13 protein-coding genes are annotated in these 15472 nt (G+C 55.4%); 6 read left to right on the plus strand and 7 right to left on the minus strand.

What is annotated here, in order from left to right; genetic code table 11:
- Positions 1-6: 6 nt before the first annotated feature.
- Complete coding sequence (locus tag EAO82_RS11665) at positions 7-2019, minus strand: S9 family peptidase (RefSeq protein WP_096345314.1); 2013 nt, start codon at positions 2017-2019, stop codon at positions 7-9.
- Between the two features lie 67 nt (positions 2020-2086).
- Between EAO82_RS11665 and EAO82_RS11670 the strand changes: the two genes are divergently transcribed.
- Positions 2087-2470: an MFS transporter gene (locus tag EAO82_RS11670; RefSeq protein WP_096345313.1), complete on the plus strand. Its 384-nt coding sequence runs from the start codon at positions 2087-2089 to the stop codon at positions 2468-2470.
- 7 nt (positions 2471-2477) lie between these two features.
- On the opposite strand, the gene EAO82_RS11675 is transcribed toward EAO82_RS11670, so the two are convergent.
- The 3 genes from EAO82_RS11675 to aceK all read right to left on the minus strand — a co-directional run bounded on the left by EAO82_RS11675 (position 2478) and on the right by aceK (position 5503).
- Complete coding sequence (locus tag EAO82_RS11675) at positions 2478-3059, minus strand: TetR/AcrR family transcriptional regulator (protein WP_096345312.1); 582 nt, start codon at positions 3057-3059, stop codon at positions 2478-2480.
- Positions 3060-3296: 237 nt separating this feature from the next.
- A complete protein-coding gene (locus EAO82_RS11680; protein ID WP_028615072.1) occupies positions 3297-3503 on the minus strand; it encodes a cold-shock protein in 207 nt (68 codons plus the stop codon).
- 296 nt (positions 3504-3799) lie between these two features.
- Positions 3800-5503: a bifunctional isocitrate dehydrogenase kinase/phosphatase gene (gene aceK, locus EAO82_RS11685; protein WP_096345311.1), complete on the minus strand. Its 1704-nt coding sequence runs from the start codon at positions 5501-5503 to the stop codon at positions 3800-3802.
- Between the two features lie 155 nt (positions 5504-5658).
- Here aceK and EAO82_RS11690 point away from each other — a divergent pair, with 155 nt between their 5' ends.
- Complete coding sequence (locus EAO82_RS11690; protein WP_096345310.1) at positions 5659-6732, plus strand: DUF748 domain-containing protein; 1074 nt, start codon at positions 5659-5661, stop codon at positions 6730-6732.
- Between the two features lie 42 nt (positions 6733-6774).
- Here EAO82_RS11690 and cysK read toward each other — a convergent pair whose 3' ends face one another.
- Entirely contained in the window at positions 6775-7749 is a 975-nt protein-coding gene (cysK, locus tag EAO82_RS11695) for a cysteine synthase A (RefSeq protein WP_096345309.1), read from the minus strand.
- Between the two features lie 149 nt (positions 7750-7898).
- Here cysK and EAO82_RS11700 point away from each other — a divergent pair, with 149 nt between their 5' ends.
- Both EAO82_RS11700 and EAO82_RS11705 read left to right on the plus strand, forming a co-directional pair.
- The gene (locus EAO82_RS11700) at positions 7899-8744 is read left to right on the plus strand and encodes an AAA family ATPase (protein WP_022964169.1); all 846 of its coding nucleotides are present in this window, start codon (positions 7899-7901) and stop codon (positions 8742-8744) included.
- Between the two features lie 14 nt (positions 8745-8758).
- Positions 8759-9937 carry a vWA domain-containing protein gene (locus EAO82_RS11705; protein ID WP_096345308.1) on the plus strand — a complete coding sequence of 393 codons (1179 nt, stop codon included), beginning with the start codon at positions 8759-8761 and terminating at the stop codon, positions 9935-9937.
- Positions 9938-10058: 121 nt separating this feature from the next.
- On the opposite strand, the gene EAO82_RS11710 is transcribed toward EAO82_RS11705, so the two are convergent.
- Together EAO82_RS11710 and EAO82_RS11715 are read right to left on the minus strand one after the other, a co-directional pair.
- Positions 10059-10529 carry a MaoC family dehydratase gene (locus EAO82_RS11710; protein ID WP_096345307.1) on the minus strand — a complete coding sequence of 157 codons (471 nt, stop codon included), beginning with the start codon at positions 10527-10529 and terminating at the stop codon, positions 10059-10061.
- Positions 10516-11439, minus strand: coding sequence for an alpha/beta hydrolase (locus EAO82_RS11715; RefSeq protein ID WP_096345319.1), 924 nt, complete (start codon positions 11437-11439; stop codon positions 10516-10518). The genes EAO82_RS11710 and EAO82_RS11715 overlap by 14 nt, the downstream gene beginning before the upstream one ends.
- A gap of 253 nt (positions 11440-11692) precedes the next feature.
- Here EAO82_RS11715 and EAO82_RS11720 point away from each other — a divergent pair, with 253 nt between their 5' ends.
- On the plus strand, positions 11693-13378 hold the full coding sequence (locus tag EAO82_RS11720; RefSeq protein ID WP_096345306.1) for a long-chain-fatty-acid--CoA ligase: 1686 nt from the start codon (positions 11693-11695) through the stop codon (positions 13376-13378).
- Between the two features lie 311 nt (positions 13379-13689).
- Entirely contained in the window at positions 13690-15378 is a 1689-nt protein-coding gene (fadD1, locus tag EAO82_RS11725; protein ID WP_096345305.1) for a long-chain-fatty-acid--CoA ligase FadD1, read from the plus strand.
- Positions 15379-15472 lie beyond the last annotated feature (94 nt).

The following is a 15472-nucleotide window of genomic DNA, read 5'->3' on the forward strand; positions in this document are numbered from 1 at the left end:
GACGGCTCAGCCGGCGGGAGGGATCACGGCCAATAAGAAGCTGTATTCCTCGGCCAGCTCGCGTATCGCCTGATAGCGTCCGCTGGCACCGCCGTGCCCAGCGCTCATCTGGGTGCGCAACAGCAGCGGCCGGGAGTCGGTTTTGCAATGCCGCAGCTTGGCCACCCATTTGGCCGCTTCCCAATACTGCACGCGCATGTCGTGATAACCCGCGGTGACAAACAGGGCCGGGTATTCCTGCTTCCGTACCTGCTCATAGGGCGCGTAACCCCGTACCCGCTCGGCGACGACAGGATCATTCATGTCGCCCCATTCCTCGTATTCACCAATGGTCAGCGGTAGATCCGGATTGTTCATGGTATTGAACACGTCGACGAAGGGCACATCAGCCACTGCGGCAGCGAACAACTCAGGCCGCTGGTTGATTACATTGCCAATCAGCAGACCGCCCGCGCTGCCACCAGCGATGACCAGCCGCTCAGGGTCCGTTAGACCTTGTTGCAGCAGGTGCTCGGCGCAGGCGATAAAGTCGCTAAAGGTGTTTTCCTTATGTTCGAGTTTGCCGTTCTGATACCAGGCTTCGCCCAGATCGGCGCCGCCGCGAACATGGGCGATAGCGAATATCCAGCCGCGCTCAAGCAGCGAGAGGCGGGCGTGTGAAAACCAGGGGTCCATGCTCGCACCGTAGGCGCCATAGCCATATAGATAAAGCGGCGCAGGCCCGGGAGCTCGCTTGCGCGCGGCGACAAGACTGATCGGGATCCTGTTGCCGTCTGCGGTTGTGGCCCACTCCCGGGTGACCTCGTAGTCGGCGGGGTCAAACTTGCCTTCCACCGGTATCTGCTTGAGCACGCGTTGCTCGCCGCTGGCGATATGCAAGGCGCTGACTTGTGCTGGCCGGTTCAAGGATTCATAACGCAAGCGCACAAACTCGCTCGCATATTCTTCGCCGCCCTGTACGTGCAGGCTATAGACGGCGTCCGGCATCTTCACCTGGTAGGGTGCGCCGCCCTCTGGCCGGACTTCCAGAGTGATCAACCCCTGGTCACGGTAATGCAGGAGCAAGCCAGCTTTTTGCACGCTCATGTCTTCCAGGGTGCGTTGTGGGTCCAGTTCGGCAATCTGCTGCCAGTGCTCAAATGCAGGATGTTCAGGCGCCGCCTGGAACAAGGCAAAATTCTCACCCGGCGCATTGCTACGAATAATCAGACCCTCCGGGCCATGGTCCACATGATATTCATGCCCGCTACGACGGGCTTCAATCAGTTGCCAGGTGCCGGTGGGCTGATCCGCTGGCAGCAGCTGCACTTCGCTGGTGTTTTTACTGGAGCTGGTCAGCAGCAGCCATTGCTCGGAGCTGCTGCGGTAAACGTGCAGGTAGAAGCGCTGGTCCTGCTCATGAAACAGATGCACAGGCGCAGCGTCGGCTCGCAGCCGCCACAGGTGCGCAGGTCGCGAGGTCTCGTCCATGCTGATAGCAAACAGGTGCTGACTATCCTGGGCCCAGACCAGACTGCCGTCGGCGTTTTCCAGTGGCAGCTCGGTCAATGTGCCGCTATCAATGTTCTGTAGATACAACGAATAGGTCTCGTCGCCCTGACGGTCGAGGCTGTAGGCAAGCCATTGGTGATCAGGGCTGATGGCATAGTCGCCCAGTTGCAGAAAGTCATCGCCGGCCAGCAGGTTCAGATCCAGCAGCAGAGTTTCACTCACCGGGTCTATTGTCAGAGACCCATCGTCAGGTTTGGCGCAGCGAAAGTAACGCGGGTATTCGGCTCCGGTTTCGGTGCGCTGGTAGTACAACCATGGGCCCCACACCCCGGGCAATGACAAATCGGTTTCACGGATTCGCCCGCGGATCTCTTCAAAGAGTATTTCCCGCTGATCATCATGGCTGGCCAACCAGGTTTCGGTCGCCTGGTTCTCCTGCTCGAGAAAGGCCAGCACCTCGGGCGCATCACGTTGCTCAAGCCAGGCATACGGATCATTGCCGGTATCGCGGCGTGTAGGTTGTAGCATCGAGTTGGGACTCCTTGAATAAAACCGTTATTATAGGCCCACATTTTTGCTGACCGGTGACTGCCTGATGTTCAACGAATCCGAATACCAGACGATGTGGATGATATATCTGGCGGCGGCAGCTTGTGCCTGGTTGGTCTGGTGGAAAATGACCAGCTGGATTCCGTTCTGGTATGTACGCGAACCCTTGTGGCTGATCATGGCGATACTGCTGTTCACGCCGGTCCGAGTTGATCCGATGGAATCATGGATGGCACCCGCGACCATGATCTTTCTACTGGATACGGTGCTTGACACGGGAGACAACGAGGCGCGGATGCTGGGTGATCTCGCGTTGGCGATGGGGCTCGCGCTATTGCTTTATCTGTTGATCGCTGCGGGCAGGGCAGGTTGGAAGCATTGGCGCCAGCAGGAGACCGCTCACGCCAAAGGGCATTACAAGGCACCTTGAGGGCTTCTCAGCCCTCGTTCTTCTGTTCGTAAAGCGTGCGCGCCATGCGCATGATCTGCTCCTGGAATTCACTACGCTGAATATCAGTCATCGGGCAGATGCCAATCTGTTCAAATAGACGATAGCCGCGTACCGAAAAGAACAGAATGCTAGCCTGCGCCAGCCCCAGAGGCGACTCGGCAAGGATGTTGAACAACCCCTGAACATCGTCCGATGTGGTCTGCAGCAACGCTGGGTTACTGGCAGCGGCGGCGAGAATCGCGGAGTCCAGGTTCTTCTCCTCGTTCGACTCGCTCAGATTGCTTAGCAGCAGTGATTTCAGCTCGCGCATAGGCTCATCCGGCAGCACACTTTCGTAAGCTCTCCAGCGAACACGGAAACGCTCCAGCCGGTGCTCGATCATGGCTGAAAGCAAGGCTTCCCGATCAGGAAACATTCCTTGCAGATCACTCTCGGCGATGCCTGTGCGCTCGCTCAGGCTGGCGAAGGTAAGCTGTGAAGCGCCTAGCTCGCTGACGATGGCTTCTGCCGCGCGGAAGATATTCAGACGGCGGTTTTCATTTTCTTTGGTTGAATCGATGCTTTCCACTGTTATAGACATCCTGGTGGTGGGGGTACCAAGGCAACACTGAATAAGGCAGCGCCGGTTGTGTCCCAAATGGCCTTCAGAGTGATGACACTCAGATTATGCGCACTAGGTTACGACTTAAGGGCTTATCAGGCGAGTATTTTTTGCAGCAGGAGGTGTCGCGTACAACTAAGGGAGGGTAAATTTCAGGCATTAAAAAACCCGGCCGGAGCCGGGTTTTTCAGTCAGACTTCGGAATTAACCGATAACCTGAATGTTTGCAGCTTGCTTACCTTTAGGACCAGTAGTGATATCGAAAGATACCTTCTGGTTCTCGGCGAGGGACTTGAAGCCCTGAACCTTGATTTCGGAGAAGTGGGCGAACAGATCATCACCACCGCCGTCCGGAGTAATGAAGCCAAAGCCTTTAGTGTCGTTGAACCACTTAACTGTACCAGTTGCCATTTCGGATAATTCCTATCAAATAAAAAAATCTGAGCTGAGCTCAATTAAAGCGTGGGGAATCAAAGATTACGAGAATGACAAACTTACGTACTGAAAAGTGCGCTTGCAGCCTACTACTCTATCTTGAAAACCTACGCGCTCACTGTGCGCCTTAATGCAAATCAAGTCAAGCTAGGCTATGACCGGCCTGCATGGGCTCGCTGTGAACGAAATTCAGTATACGACAGATTCAGGAAATAACACCCTTTACCTGAGTTTTTTTTAAATATGCACTGCCGTTCGTCTGAAAATCGCCTTCAGTTGCGCTTGTACGGAAACACGTCCAGCACCTGCCCGTCCTTTATACGCTCCTGCAGACCCTTCCAGTAACTGGCCTCGAACAAGTTGCCATGCATGCTGGAAAAAGCCTTGCGATGGCGGATGTCGGCAAATAGAAACACGGGAAACTCTTCCGGGAACACATCGTTCGGCCCTACCGAATACCAGGGTTCGGAAGCCATTTCCTGTTCCGGGTACATGGCTTCGGGGATGTCGCGGAAGTTGACCTCGGTTAGATAGCTGATTTCGTCGTAGTCGTAGAACACCACGCGGCCGTGGCGCGTCACTCCGAAATTTTTCAGCAACATGTCGCCAGGGAAGATATTGGCTGCGGCCAATTCTTTGATTGCTTTGCCATAGTCGAGCAGAGCTTCCTGCGTCTGAGTCTCGCTCGCGCTCTCCAGATAGATGTTCAGCGGGGTCATTCGGCGTTCGGTCCAGCAGTGGCGTACCAGGATCACGTCTCCTTCCTCGATCACCGTCGAGGCTGCCACTTCCAGCAGCTCGGCCAGGCACTCAGGGTCAAAGCGTTCACGGGGGAAGCGGAAGTCAGCAAATTCCTGAGTATCAGCCAGACGTCCCACGCGGTCATGGCGCTTCACCAGCCGGTACCGGTCTATCACCGTGGCGCGATCGATATTCTTCGAGGGCGCAAACTTGTCCTTGATGATCTTGAACACGGTATTAAAGCCGGGCAGGGTGAATACGCTCATTACCATGCCGCGCACACCCGGCGCCATGATGAAGCGGTCTTCGCTTGTGGCCAGATGCGCTATCAGCGCCCGATAGAATTCGGATTTGCCCTGCTTATAAAAGCCAATGGCGGTATACAGCTCGGCAATATGTTTGCTCGGCAGCAACTGTTTGAGGAAGGCGACCATCTCCGCCGGAACGGCTGCTTCAACCATGAAATAAGAGCGGGTAAAGGAGAAGATGATCGAGACCTGGGATTCATCGGTAATCAGGGTGTCGACACTGATGCCTTCATGCTCGTGATGAATCAGCGGAAGAACGAAAGGCCATTGCTCCTGCTGGCTGATCACCCGACCCACCAGATAGGCGCCCTTGTTGCGATAGAACACCGATTGGATCAGCTCCACGGTCAGACCGCGATCTTTCTGCGCCCAATCCGGCAGGCCTTTGTGCAGATGCTCGATAATCATCTTGCAGTCGCGTTCGAAGTTGGCCCAGGGCGCGTCGAAGCTATGCTCGTCGAGAATCTGTCGGACCAGCCCGTCCAGCGAGCCATCGGAAATAAAGCCGCGCGTCAGTGGTATCCGTGACGGCGGTCGCGTAACCGGCCGTGAGCTGTGCACGAACATGGTGTCGTCACTGATCTGATCATGCTGATGCAGTGAAGTGAAGATCGAGTTGAACCAGGTTTCGGCCAATTCGTCGTCGAAGCGCTGGTCGATGAGAGTGATATAGGCTTTGCGGATATCTGGCCAATTGCTGACATCCAGTATGTATTCGGCATCCGCGGACTGGTGCAGATTCTGCCCGGTACTGGACACACAATCTTCATAAAGATTGATGCGCGCGGTGGACGCCGACTGAATGTCGTTCCAGCGGGCTTGCTCAAACCGCACTCTCGCACCGGAAGTGATGCTGCGAAATTCGTCACGATAGTGATCGAATTGATCCAGGATGTTCTGAGCAATGCGTTTGGGGCTGTAGGGCATGGAATAGGTACTGCCTGTGCCAGTTAGGAATCCGCAGAATAGCCAGTCTGGTGATTCAGCGAAAGTGCTCGATAGCTATCAGCGGATAAATCGCCATTCCGCACTGAAGTGGATAAAGTAGCTGAACTGTTTTGATCCAGCGAAGTCATTTGAAAATGAAAAAGACTTATAGCGTTCCCTTGGCTGCATTGGCCGTCATAGTCGTGTTATTGATAATTGTGCATCTGTCACTCGCTACCTGGGTGCGTAACCTGTTGAACGAGAACATGGCGGAGATGGGGGATTACACCGGTCACGTGGAGGAAGTAGACCTGTTCTGGTGGCGAGGTGCTTACAGCATTCATGACCTGAACATTCAGAAAAATGTCGGCAATGTGCAGGCTCCCTTTTTTACCGCGCCGCTTATTGATATTGCCGTCAGTTGGCGAGCGCTATGGGAGGAGCGGGCTTTGGTGGCTAAAGTGCGGTTCACCGACCCGGAGCTGAACTTTATTGACTCCGAAAATGAGCAGGATCGTCAAACCGGTGAAGGCGTTGACTGGCGCGAACGCCTGACCGAGCAAATCCTGATTGAAGTGGACGAGCTTCAGGTCGTCAACGGGACCCTCGCTTTTCGCAACTTTACCTCGGAGCCTCCAGTTAACGTCTATGCCAATAATCTGGATATGACCGTGCGCAATCTGAGTACCGCGCGTGATCTGCAAGGCACTCGTGATGCCAGCCTGGAAGGTACTGCCGATTTCCTCAATCACGCCCCTTTGGAAATAGACGCTGCGTTCGATCCGCTATTGCGGATGGAGGATTTCGAGCTGCGCTTTCGTGTCAGTGAGGTGGACCTGACCCAACTGAATGATTTTGCCTCAGCCTACGGAAATTTCGATTTCAACTCCGGCAATGGCGAGCTGGTGGTGGAGGTTGATGCCGAGGATGGACAGTTAGGCGGGTACATCAAGCCATTGCTGCGTGACGTGGATGTGTTCAATGTCGAGCAGGATCTGCAGAACGAGGATAAAGGCTTTTTCCGCGGGATGTGGGAGGGGCTGGTCGGTGCCGGTGGTGCGGCAGTGAAAAATCGCAATCGTGATCAGATTGCCACCCGCGTCGATTTAAGCGGCAGCTTGCAGGACGCCGATGTAAGCCCGCTGCAGGCCTTCTTCGGGATTCTGCGTAATGGCTTTGTTGAGGCCTTCAGTGCCGGCTTCGAAAAAGACGCGCCGGAGACTGAATAGTCTCCGGCGAAGTCTGTCGTTCGCATCCGCTAGGCGGCGCAGTTACTGCTGCAGTTCTGCCTCGCTGAACATATCGCTGAACAGCATGCTGCTGAGATAGCGTTCACCTGAGTCCGGCAGGATTACCACCATTGTCTTGCCCTGCATCTCCGGCTCTTCTGCCATGCGCACGGCAGCTGCCATCGCCGCACCGCAGGAAATGCCACAGAGAATGCCTTCCTCGCGCATCAGTCGCAAAGCCATCGCCTTCGACTCTTCGTCAGTCACCTGTTCGATACGATCCACCAGTGACATGTCCAGATTGCCGGGAACGAAACCGGCGCCAATGCCCTGGATCTTGTGCGGGGAGGGTTTGACCTCTTGACCATCACGCGTCTGGGTGATTACCGGCGAGCTGACCGGCTCTACCGCCACCGACAAGATATTTTTCTTGCAGGTATTCTTTATATAGCGCGATACGCCCGTGATAGTGCCGCCGGTCCCCACACCGGAGACCAGTACATCAATACTGCCTTCTGTGTCTTTCCAGATTTCCGGCCCGGTCGTTTTTTCATGGATCGCCGGGTTGGCTGGATTTTCGAATTGCTGCAGCAGAATGTGATTGGCAGGGTCCTGGGCGGTGATTTCTTCCGCTGCGGCAATTGCGCCTTTCATTCCCTTGGCCGGGTCAGTCAGGATCAGTTCTGCGCCCAACGCTTTGAGCACTTTGCGCCGCTCCAGACTCATGGAGGAGGGCATGCTTAACTTCAGCTTGTAGCCCCGTGCAGCGGCCACGAAAGCCAGGCCAATGCCGGTATTGCCGGACGTCGGCTCGACTATGGTCATGCCCGGCTTCAGACGCCCGGACTCTTCCGCGTCCCAGATCATGCTGGCACCGATGCGGCATTTGACCGAGTAAGCTGGATTGCGTCCCTCGATCTTGGCCAGGATGGTCACGCCGGAAGGGCCGATACGATTGATGCGGACCAGCGGCGTATTGCCGATGGATTGTGAGTTGTCTGTATAGATTTTGCTCATGATGACATCCTGTTGGGTGCGGGGATCATTCAGTGACTGAATACTACATCCAGGTTCACAGTGCGCCTACCGTCACGTTATAGTCGCTGTTTTGACCGGGCGCCAATTAGAGCTGGCCCTGCTCCTGAATTCTCCAGAGGATAGCCTGAATGAAATTTGAAGGTACTGACGCCTACGTTGCTACGGATGACCTGAAACTGGCGGTCAACGCTGCCATTACCCTGGAACGCCCCTTGCTGGTCAAGGGCGAGCCGGGTACCGGTAAAACCATGCTCGCCGAGCAGTTGGCCGAGTCCATGGGTGCCAAGCTCATCACCTGGCACATCAAATCGACTACAAAGGCGCATCAGGGTCTGTATGAATACGATGCCGTGAGCCGTCTGCGTGATTCCCAGTTGGGCACCGACAAGGTGCACGACGTTCGCAACTACATCAAGAAAGGCAAACTCTGGGAAGCCTTTGAAGCAGAAGAAAAGGTCATCCTGCTGATTGATGAGATCGACAAGGCTGACATCGAGTTCCCTAATGATTTGCTCCAGGAACTCGACAAGATGGAATTCTACGTTTACGAGACCAATGAGACGATCAAGGCTGACAAGCGCCCGATCATTATTATTACCTCGAACAACGAAAAAGAGCTGCCGGACGCCTTCCTGCGTCGCTGCTTCTTCCACTACATCGCCTTCCCCGATCGCAACACCATGCAGCGCATCGTCGATGTGCATTTCCCCGAGATCAAGAAAGAACTGGTCTCCGAAGCGATGGACATCTTCTTTGACGTACGCAAGGTGCCGGGGCTGAAAAAGAAGCCTTCGACCTCCGAGCTGGTTGACTGGCTCAAGCTGCTGATGGCTGATCAGATCCCCGAGGCGGTGCTGCGTGATCGTGATCCGACCAAAGCCATTCCGCCGCTCTACGGTGCGCTGGTGAAGAACGAGCAGGATGTGCAGTTGCTGGAACGTCTGGCGTTCATGACCCGCCGCCAAAACCGTTAAGAAGGAGGGCGCCCATGTTATTGGGCCTGTTCAATGAAATGCGCGCAGCCAAGGTACCGGTATCGGTCCGCGAGCTGCTCGATCTGATCCGTGCGCTCAAGCACCATGTGGTTTTCGCCGATATGGACGAATTCTACTACCTGGCGCGTACCGTGATGGTCAAGGATGAGCGCCACTTCGACAAGTTCGACCGGGCCTTCGGGGCTTATTTCAATGGTCTGCAGAACCTGGATCAACTTCTCGAGGCGCTAATCCCCGAGGATTGGCTGCGCAAAGAGTTCGAGAAGATGCTCACCGACGAAGAGCGCGAGAAGATCAAGTCGCTGGGCGGTCTGGACAAGCTGATCGAAGAGTTCAAGAAACGTCTCGAAGAGCAGAAAGAACGCCACGAAGGCGGCAACAAGTGGATTGGCACTGGTGGTACCAGCCCGTTCGGTTCCGGCGGCTACAACCCGGAAGGCATCCGGGTAGGTGATGCCGGCAAGCGCCAGGGCAAGGCCGCCAAGGTCTGGGATCAGCGCGAGTACAAGAACCTGGATGATCAGGTCGAGCTAGGCACGCGCAATATCAAGGTGGCCTTGCGGCGTTTGCGCAAGTTCGCGCGTCAGGGCGCCGCTGAAGAGCTGGATATCGATGGCACCATCGACCACACCGCTCGTGATGCCGGCCTGCTGAACATTCAGATGCGCCCCGAACGGCGCAACGCGGTCAAACTGCTGCTGTTGTTCGATATCGGCGGCTCGATGGATGCGCACATCAAGGTTTGCGAAGAATTGTTCTCCGCCTGCCGTACCGAGTTCAAGCATCTGGAGTACTTCTACTTCCATAACTGCCCGTATGAATCAGTCTGGAAGAACAACCTACGGCGTACCAACGAACGCACCTCGACTATGGACCTGCTGCATAAATACGGGCCGGACTACAAGGTTGTTTTTGTCGGTGACGCGGCGATGGCGCCCTACGAAATCACCCAGCCCGGCGGCAGCGTCGAGCATTGGAATGAAGAAGCAGGGCACGTATGGATCCAGCGCTTTATGGAGAAGTACAAGAAGATGATCTGGATAAATCCTTACCCCAAAGATGCCTGGGACTACACCACCTCGACACGCATTGTGCGTGATCTGATCGAGGACCGGATGTATCCCTTGACGTTGGAAGGGTTGGAAGAGGGGATGAGGTACCTGAGTAAATAGCCTTTGGCTATTTACTCAGGAGCGGCAAGTTTCAAGCGGCAAGTTAAAAGCGGATAGCGGTTGACTGGCAGTTCCAGGGTCACAAACTGGCTTGCAGCTTGCAGCTTGCAGCTTGCAGCTTTTAGCCTATCTTCACTTCCGGTAGCCTTGGCCGTTCGATACTGGCTTTCTCCGTCGGCACCATCACGGTGGCGACGCCATCGACTACCTGTTTGCCATCCTGATTAAAAACCCGCGTAGCAATGCGCGCGCGGTTTTTCGGCAGCTTCTCGATCACTTCCAGTTCAATGCGAATCTCGTCGCCCAGGCGTACTGGACGCAGGAAGCTCATTTCCTGGCCGATATAAATGGTGCCTGGCCCCGGCAGTTCGCAGGCGATAGCGGCGGAGATCAAGGCGCCGGAAAACATGCCGTGGGCAATACGGCCTTTGAACGGAGTGGCTGCAGCAAACTCCTCATCCAGGTGCACCGGGTTCACGTCGCCAGACACTTCGGCAAACAGAATCAGATCACGCTCGCTGACCCTATGGGTTACCTCGGCTTTGTCACCCAGGGCAAGTTCGTCGTAGGTGCGATTTTCAAGCTTGGACATCAGGGCTCTCCGTTGAGTTGGCTGTTTTGGACGTTGCCAGCAATTGTGTATCCAGCCACTCGATCAGTTCGGCAGTCACCTGATCGCGGTTGGTTTCATTGAGAATTTCATGGCGGGCGTCATCATACAATCGCAGGCTGACCTGCGACAGTCCAGCCACCTGCAAACGGCTCTGCAGCCGCGCCAGGCCGTTGCCAGCGCTGACCGGGTCGGCGCTGCCACCAATGATCAGCACGGGCAAGGTTTTGGGAATGTGCTTCAGCTCGCGAGGGTCGGCGATTTGCAGCAAACCGCTAAACAGATCCTGCCAAAGACGCGCAGTGCAATTGAAACCGCACAGGGGATCGGCAACGTACCTGTCCACTTCTGCGGTATCGCGGCTCAACCAATCGAACTCGGTGCGTGCCGGGCGGAATGCCTTGTTGAATTGGCCAAAGCTGAGTTTGCTTATCCCGAGTGCGGGCTGGTCAGCGCCCCGTATCCGACCCTCGAGTGTGGCCGCAGCCCGGCCAAAGCGGCTGAGCGCCGACGGATGGGCATTGCTGCCACTCAATACCACGCCAGCCAGATCCGCTCCGTGACGCAGTAGAAAGCCCTGCACTATATAAGAGCCCATGCTATGGCCGAGCAGAAAAACCGGTTTGCCTGGCGCCAACGTCTGGCCTTCACGCAACAGCAGGGCAATATCATCGGTCACCTTGCGCCAGCCATCCTGATCGGCAAAATGCCCTTGTGTCTGACCTAGGCTGCTCTGGCCATGGCCTCTCTGGTCGAGCGCCGCAACGGCAAAGCCGTGCAGGTTCAACTGTTGGGCCAAGCGGTCGTAACGGGCCGCATGCTCGGCCATGCCGTGACTGATCAGCAACAGTGCTTTGCACTGGCGATCCTCCGGCAGCCATTCGTGCAGCATCAGCGGGTATTGATCGTCACTGAGCAGTCTGCGGGTTTGGTAAGCCACTCTTGTTACTCTCCTTATTCACATACCAAATGAAACAGAACAGCATTTTGTGTTTCCCGGCAATGCTGGTATTTTTACGAGTTACGCATAGACGTGAACCGAATGACAAGCCCGCTGCCGACAGGGCTGTCTGCTGGAACAAGAGTACCGAGGGGCTAACCCGATTGCACCTTGGGTAAATGATACGGGGAAGAGGACAACAATAATGGAAGCAGCGTTCTGGAATGACAAGCGCCCACCGGGTGTACCTAACGAGATCGACCTGACGCAATACGGTTCGATCAATGAAGTATTCGCAAGCTCCTGCAAGAAATTCGCTGATCGTCCTGCGTTTACTAATATGGACACCACGCTGACTTACGGTGAAATTGATCGTTTGTCTGGCAACTTTGCCAGCTACATCCAGACGCAGACCGACCTCAAACCTGGCGATCGCATCGCCATCCAGATGCCCAACGTATTGCAGTTCCCTGTTGCCGTTTTTGGCGCCATTCGCGCCGGGCTGATCGTGGTCAATACCAATCCGCTGTATACCGCGCGGGAAATGCGCCACCAGTTCAAAGATTCCGGCGCCAAAGCCTTGATCTACATGAATATGTTCGGCCATCTGGTTGAGGAAGTGCTCCCCGATACTGATCTGAAATACCTGTTTGAAGCGCGCATGGGCGATATGCTGCCTGGCCTCAAGGGCATGCTGGTCAATACCGTCGTCAAGCGTGTGAAGAAGATGGTGCCGTCCTTCAATCTGCCTCAGGCAGTGTCTTTCAAGGCCGCACTTAAAGCCAGCAAGGGCAAGACGCCTACGCCGGTGACCAAAACCCTGGATGATGTCGCCGTGCTGCAATATACCGGCGGCACTACCGGCCCCTCCAAAGGTGCGATGCTGACCCATGGCAACCTGGTTGCGAACATGCTGCAGGTTTACGCCAACATGCAGCAGGTGGATAAAGACGGCCAGAAGATCATGAGCGACAGCGGTGAGATTGTTATCTGTCCGTTGCCGCTTTACCATATCTTCGCTTTCACCGCGAACTGCATGTGCATGATGCTGGCTGGGCACCATAACGTGCTGATTACCAATCCACGCGATATTCCCGGCTTCGTTAAAGAGCTGAAGAAGTGGAAGTTCTCCTCCATGGTTGGCCTCAATACGCTGTTCGTGGCGTTGATGGAGCACCCCGAGTTTACCGAGATCGATTTCTCCCATCTCAAGAGCACTACCTCTGGCGGTACTGCCCTGGTCAAAGCGACTGCCGAACGTTGGCAAGGCAAGACCGGCAGCCTTATCGGCGAAGGCTATGGCCTCACCGAGTGCTCGCCGGTAGTCTGCTCCAGCCCAGGTGATGGTCTGGCGCGGCTGGGTAGCGTCGGTTTGCCGGTACCTAGCACCGCGATCAAGGTCATCGATGAGAATGGCGTTGAACTACCGGTAGGCGAGCGCGGCGAGTTGTGCGTGAAAGGCCCGCAAGTGATGAAGGGTTATTGGCAGCGCGACGATGCAACCGCAGAGATGCTCGACGCTGAAGGCTGGTTGAAAACCGGCGACGTCGCTGTGATTGACGAGGACGGTTTTGTCTCCATCGTTGACCGCATCAAGGATCTGATCATTGTCTCGGGCTTCAACGTCTATCCGAACGAGATTGAAGACGTGGTCGCCGCGCACCCGAAGGTCGCCAACGCTGCGGCGATCGGCGTCCCTGACGAGAAGTCCGGCGAAGCCGTCAAACTGTTCGTTGTGCCTAGCGCGGATGATCTGAATATCGATGAATTGAAAGCGTATTGCCGCGCCAACTTTACTGGCTACAAAGTACCCAAGCATTATGAAATCCGCGATTCTCTGCCGATGACTCCGGTCGGCAAGATTCTGCGCCGGGAGCTGCGCGACAAGTAACCGAGCGTAATCTGCTCAGCTGGCATCGCCAGCGTTAAGCCCGGTGGTTTCCCGCCGGGCTACTCCCCCCGCAAGCTCATTCTTCCATACCCCCACGCCGCTCAATAGCCATGCTGGTCTGATCTGGCAAAAACTGCTAGTCTTCGGCCACTTTTCGACTGAAATGCTGTTTTCGTTCATCATTGACGCCGATAAGCCAGTTCTGTGCAGGAAACTTCGCTACCGCGCTTTCTACGCGTTTTCGGAGTAGCCTTTATAACCCATAAGAGAGAATCGGCTTGCGTGGCCGACTAGTTCAGGAGCAGGCATCCATGCTTGAGAATTTCTGGAAAGACAAATACCCGGCAGACATTCCTTTCGAGATTAATGCGGACCAGTACCCCAACATCCTTGCCGTTTTGAAGGAATCCTGCCAGCGCTTTGCAGACAAGCCTGCCTTTACCAACCTGGGTAAAACCCTTACCTACGGTGAAATGTACAAACTCTCTGGTGATTTTGCCGCCTACCTGCAGAAGCACAGCGGTCTGCAGCCAGGCGATCGCGTCGCCATCCAGATGCCCAACGTCCTGCAGTACCCCATAGCGGTGTTTGGCGCCATGCGCGCCGGCTATGTCGTGGTGAATACCAACCCGTTGTACACGCCACGCGAAATGGAACACCAGTTCAATGACTCCGGTGCCAAGTTGCTGATCTGCCTGGCCAACATGGCTCACCTGGCTGAGCAGGTAGTTCCAAAAACCGGCGTCAAGAAAGTCATCGTTACCGAAGTCGGTGACATGCTGCCACCGCTCAAGCGGACGTTGATCAACTTTGTCGTCAAGCATGTGAAAAAGATGGTGCCGGCCTTCAATATTCCGGGTGCGATCAAGTTCAACGATGCGCTGGCCAAGGGCAAAGGGCAGAGCTTTACCGAAGCTTCGCCAACCAATGACGATGTCGCGGTATTGCAATATACCGGCGGCACTACAGGCGTAGCCAAAGGCGCGATGTTGACCCACCGCAATCTGGTCGCCAACATGCTGCAGGCCAAGGCGATGATGGGCAACAGCATCAAGGACGGTCAGGAAGTGCTGATCTGTCCGCTGCCGCTGTACCATATTTACGCTTTCACTTTTCACTGCATGGCGATGATGATCAGTGGTAATCACAACATCCTGATCACCAATCCACGGGATATTCCGGCGTTCGTCAAGGAACTGACCAAGGTCCGTTTTACCGGTTTTGTTGGTTTGAACACACTGTTTGTCGCCCTGTGTAATGACGAAACCTTCCGTGGACTGGATTTCAGTCAATTCAAGGTCACCCTCTCAGGTGGTATGGCACTGCAGCAAGCCACGGCCGAGCGCTGGGAAAAGATCACCGGTTGCAAAGTCTGTGAAGGTTACGGCATGACCGAAACCAGCCCGCTGGCTACAGTGAACCCGATCAAAGCAATTCAGTTGGGCACTATTGGTATTCCAGTGCCATCCACTCTGTGCAAGATCATCGACGATGACGGTCACGAAGTGGCGATGGGTGAGCGGGGCGAGCTGTGCGTCAAAGGCCCGCAGGTCATGAAGGGCTACTGGCAGCGCCAGGAAGCCACAGATGAAATGCTCGACGCCGAAGGCTGGTTGAAAACGGGTGATATCGCGCTGATTCAGGAAGATGGATTCCTGAAGATCGTCGACCGCAAGAAGGACATGATTATTGTCTCCGGCTTCAATGTTTATCCGAATGAGCTGGAAGATGTGATGGCGGCGATTCCGGGTGTTACGCAGTGTGCTGCGGTCGGTGTGCCGGATGAAAAATCCGGCGAAGCGATCAAGGTATTTCTGGTCAAGGCGCCGGGCGCTGAACTGAGCGAAGAGCAGGTCAAAGCGCAGATGCGTGACAGCCTGACCGCGTACAAAGTACCGAAGTTTGTCGAGTTCCGCGACGCGCTGCCGACCACCAACGTCGGCAAGATCCTGCGTCGTGAGCTGCGCGATGAAGAGTTGAAGAAAATCGCCAATAAGTAACATTAGCGGTCTCAGCTGCAGCAACGCGTAGAGTAAATCTGCGACAATACGACCCCGCCATTGCTATGCACTGGCGGGGTTTTTTGTTTTCTCC

This window comes from Halopseudomonas pelagia, assembly GCF_009497895.1.
Taxonomy (GTDB): Bacteria; Pseudomonadota; Gammaproteobacteria; order Pseudomonadales; family Pseudomonadaceae; genus Halopseudomonas; species Halopseudomonas pelagia_A.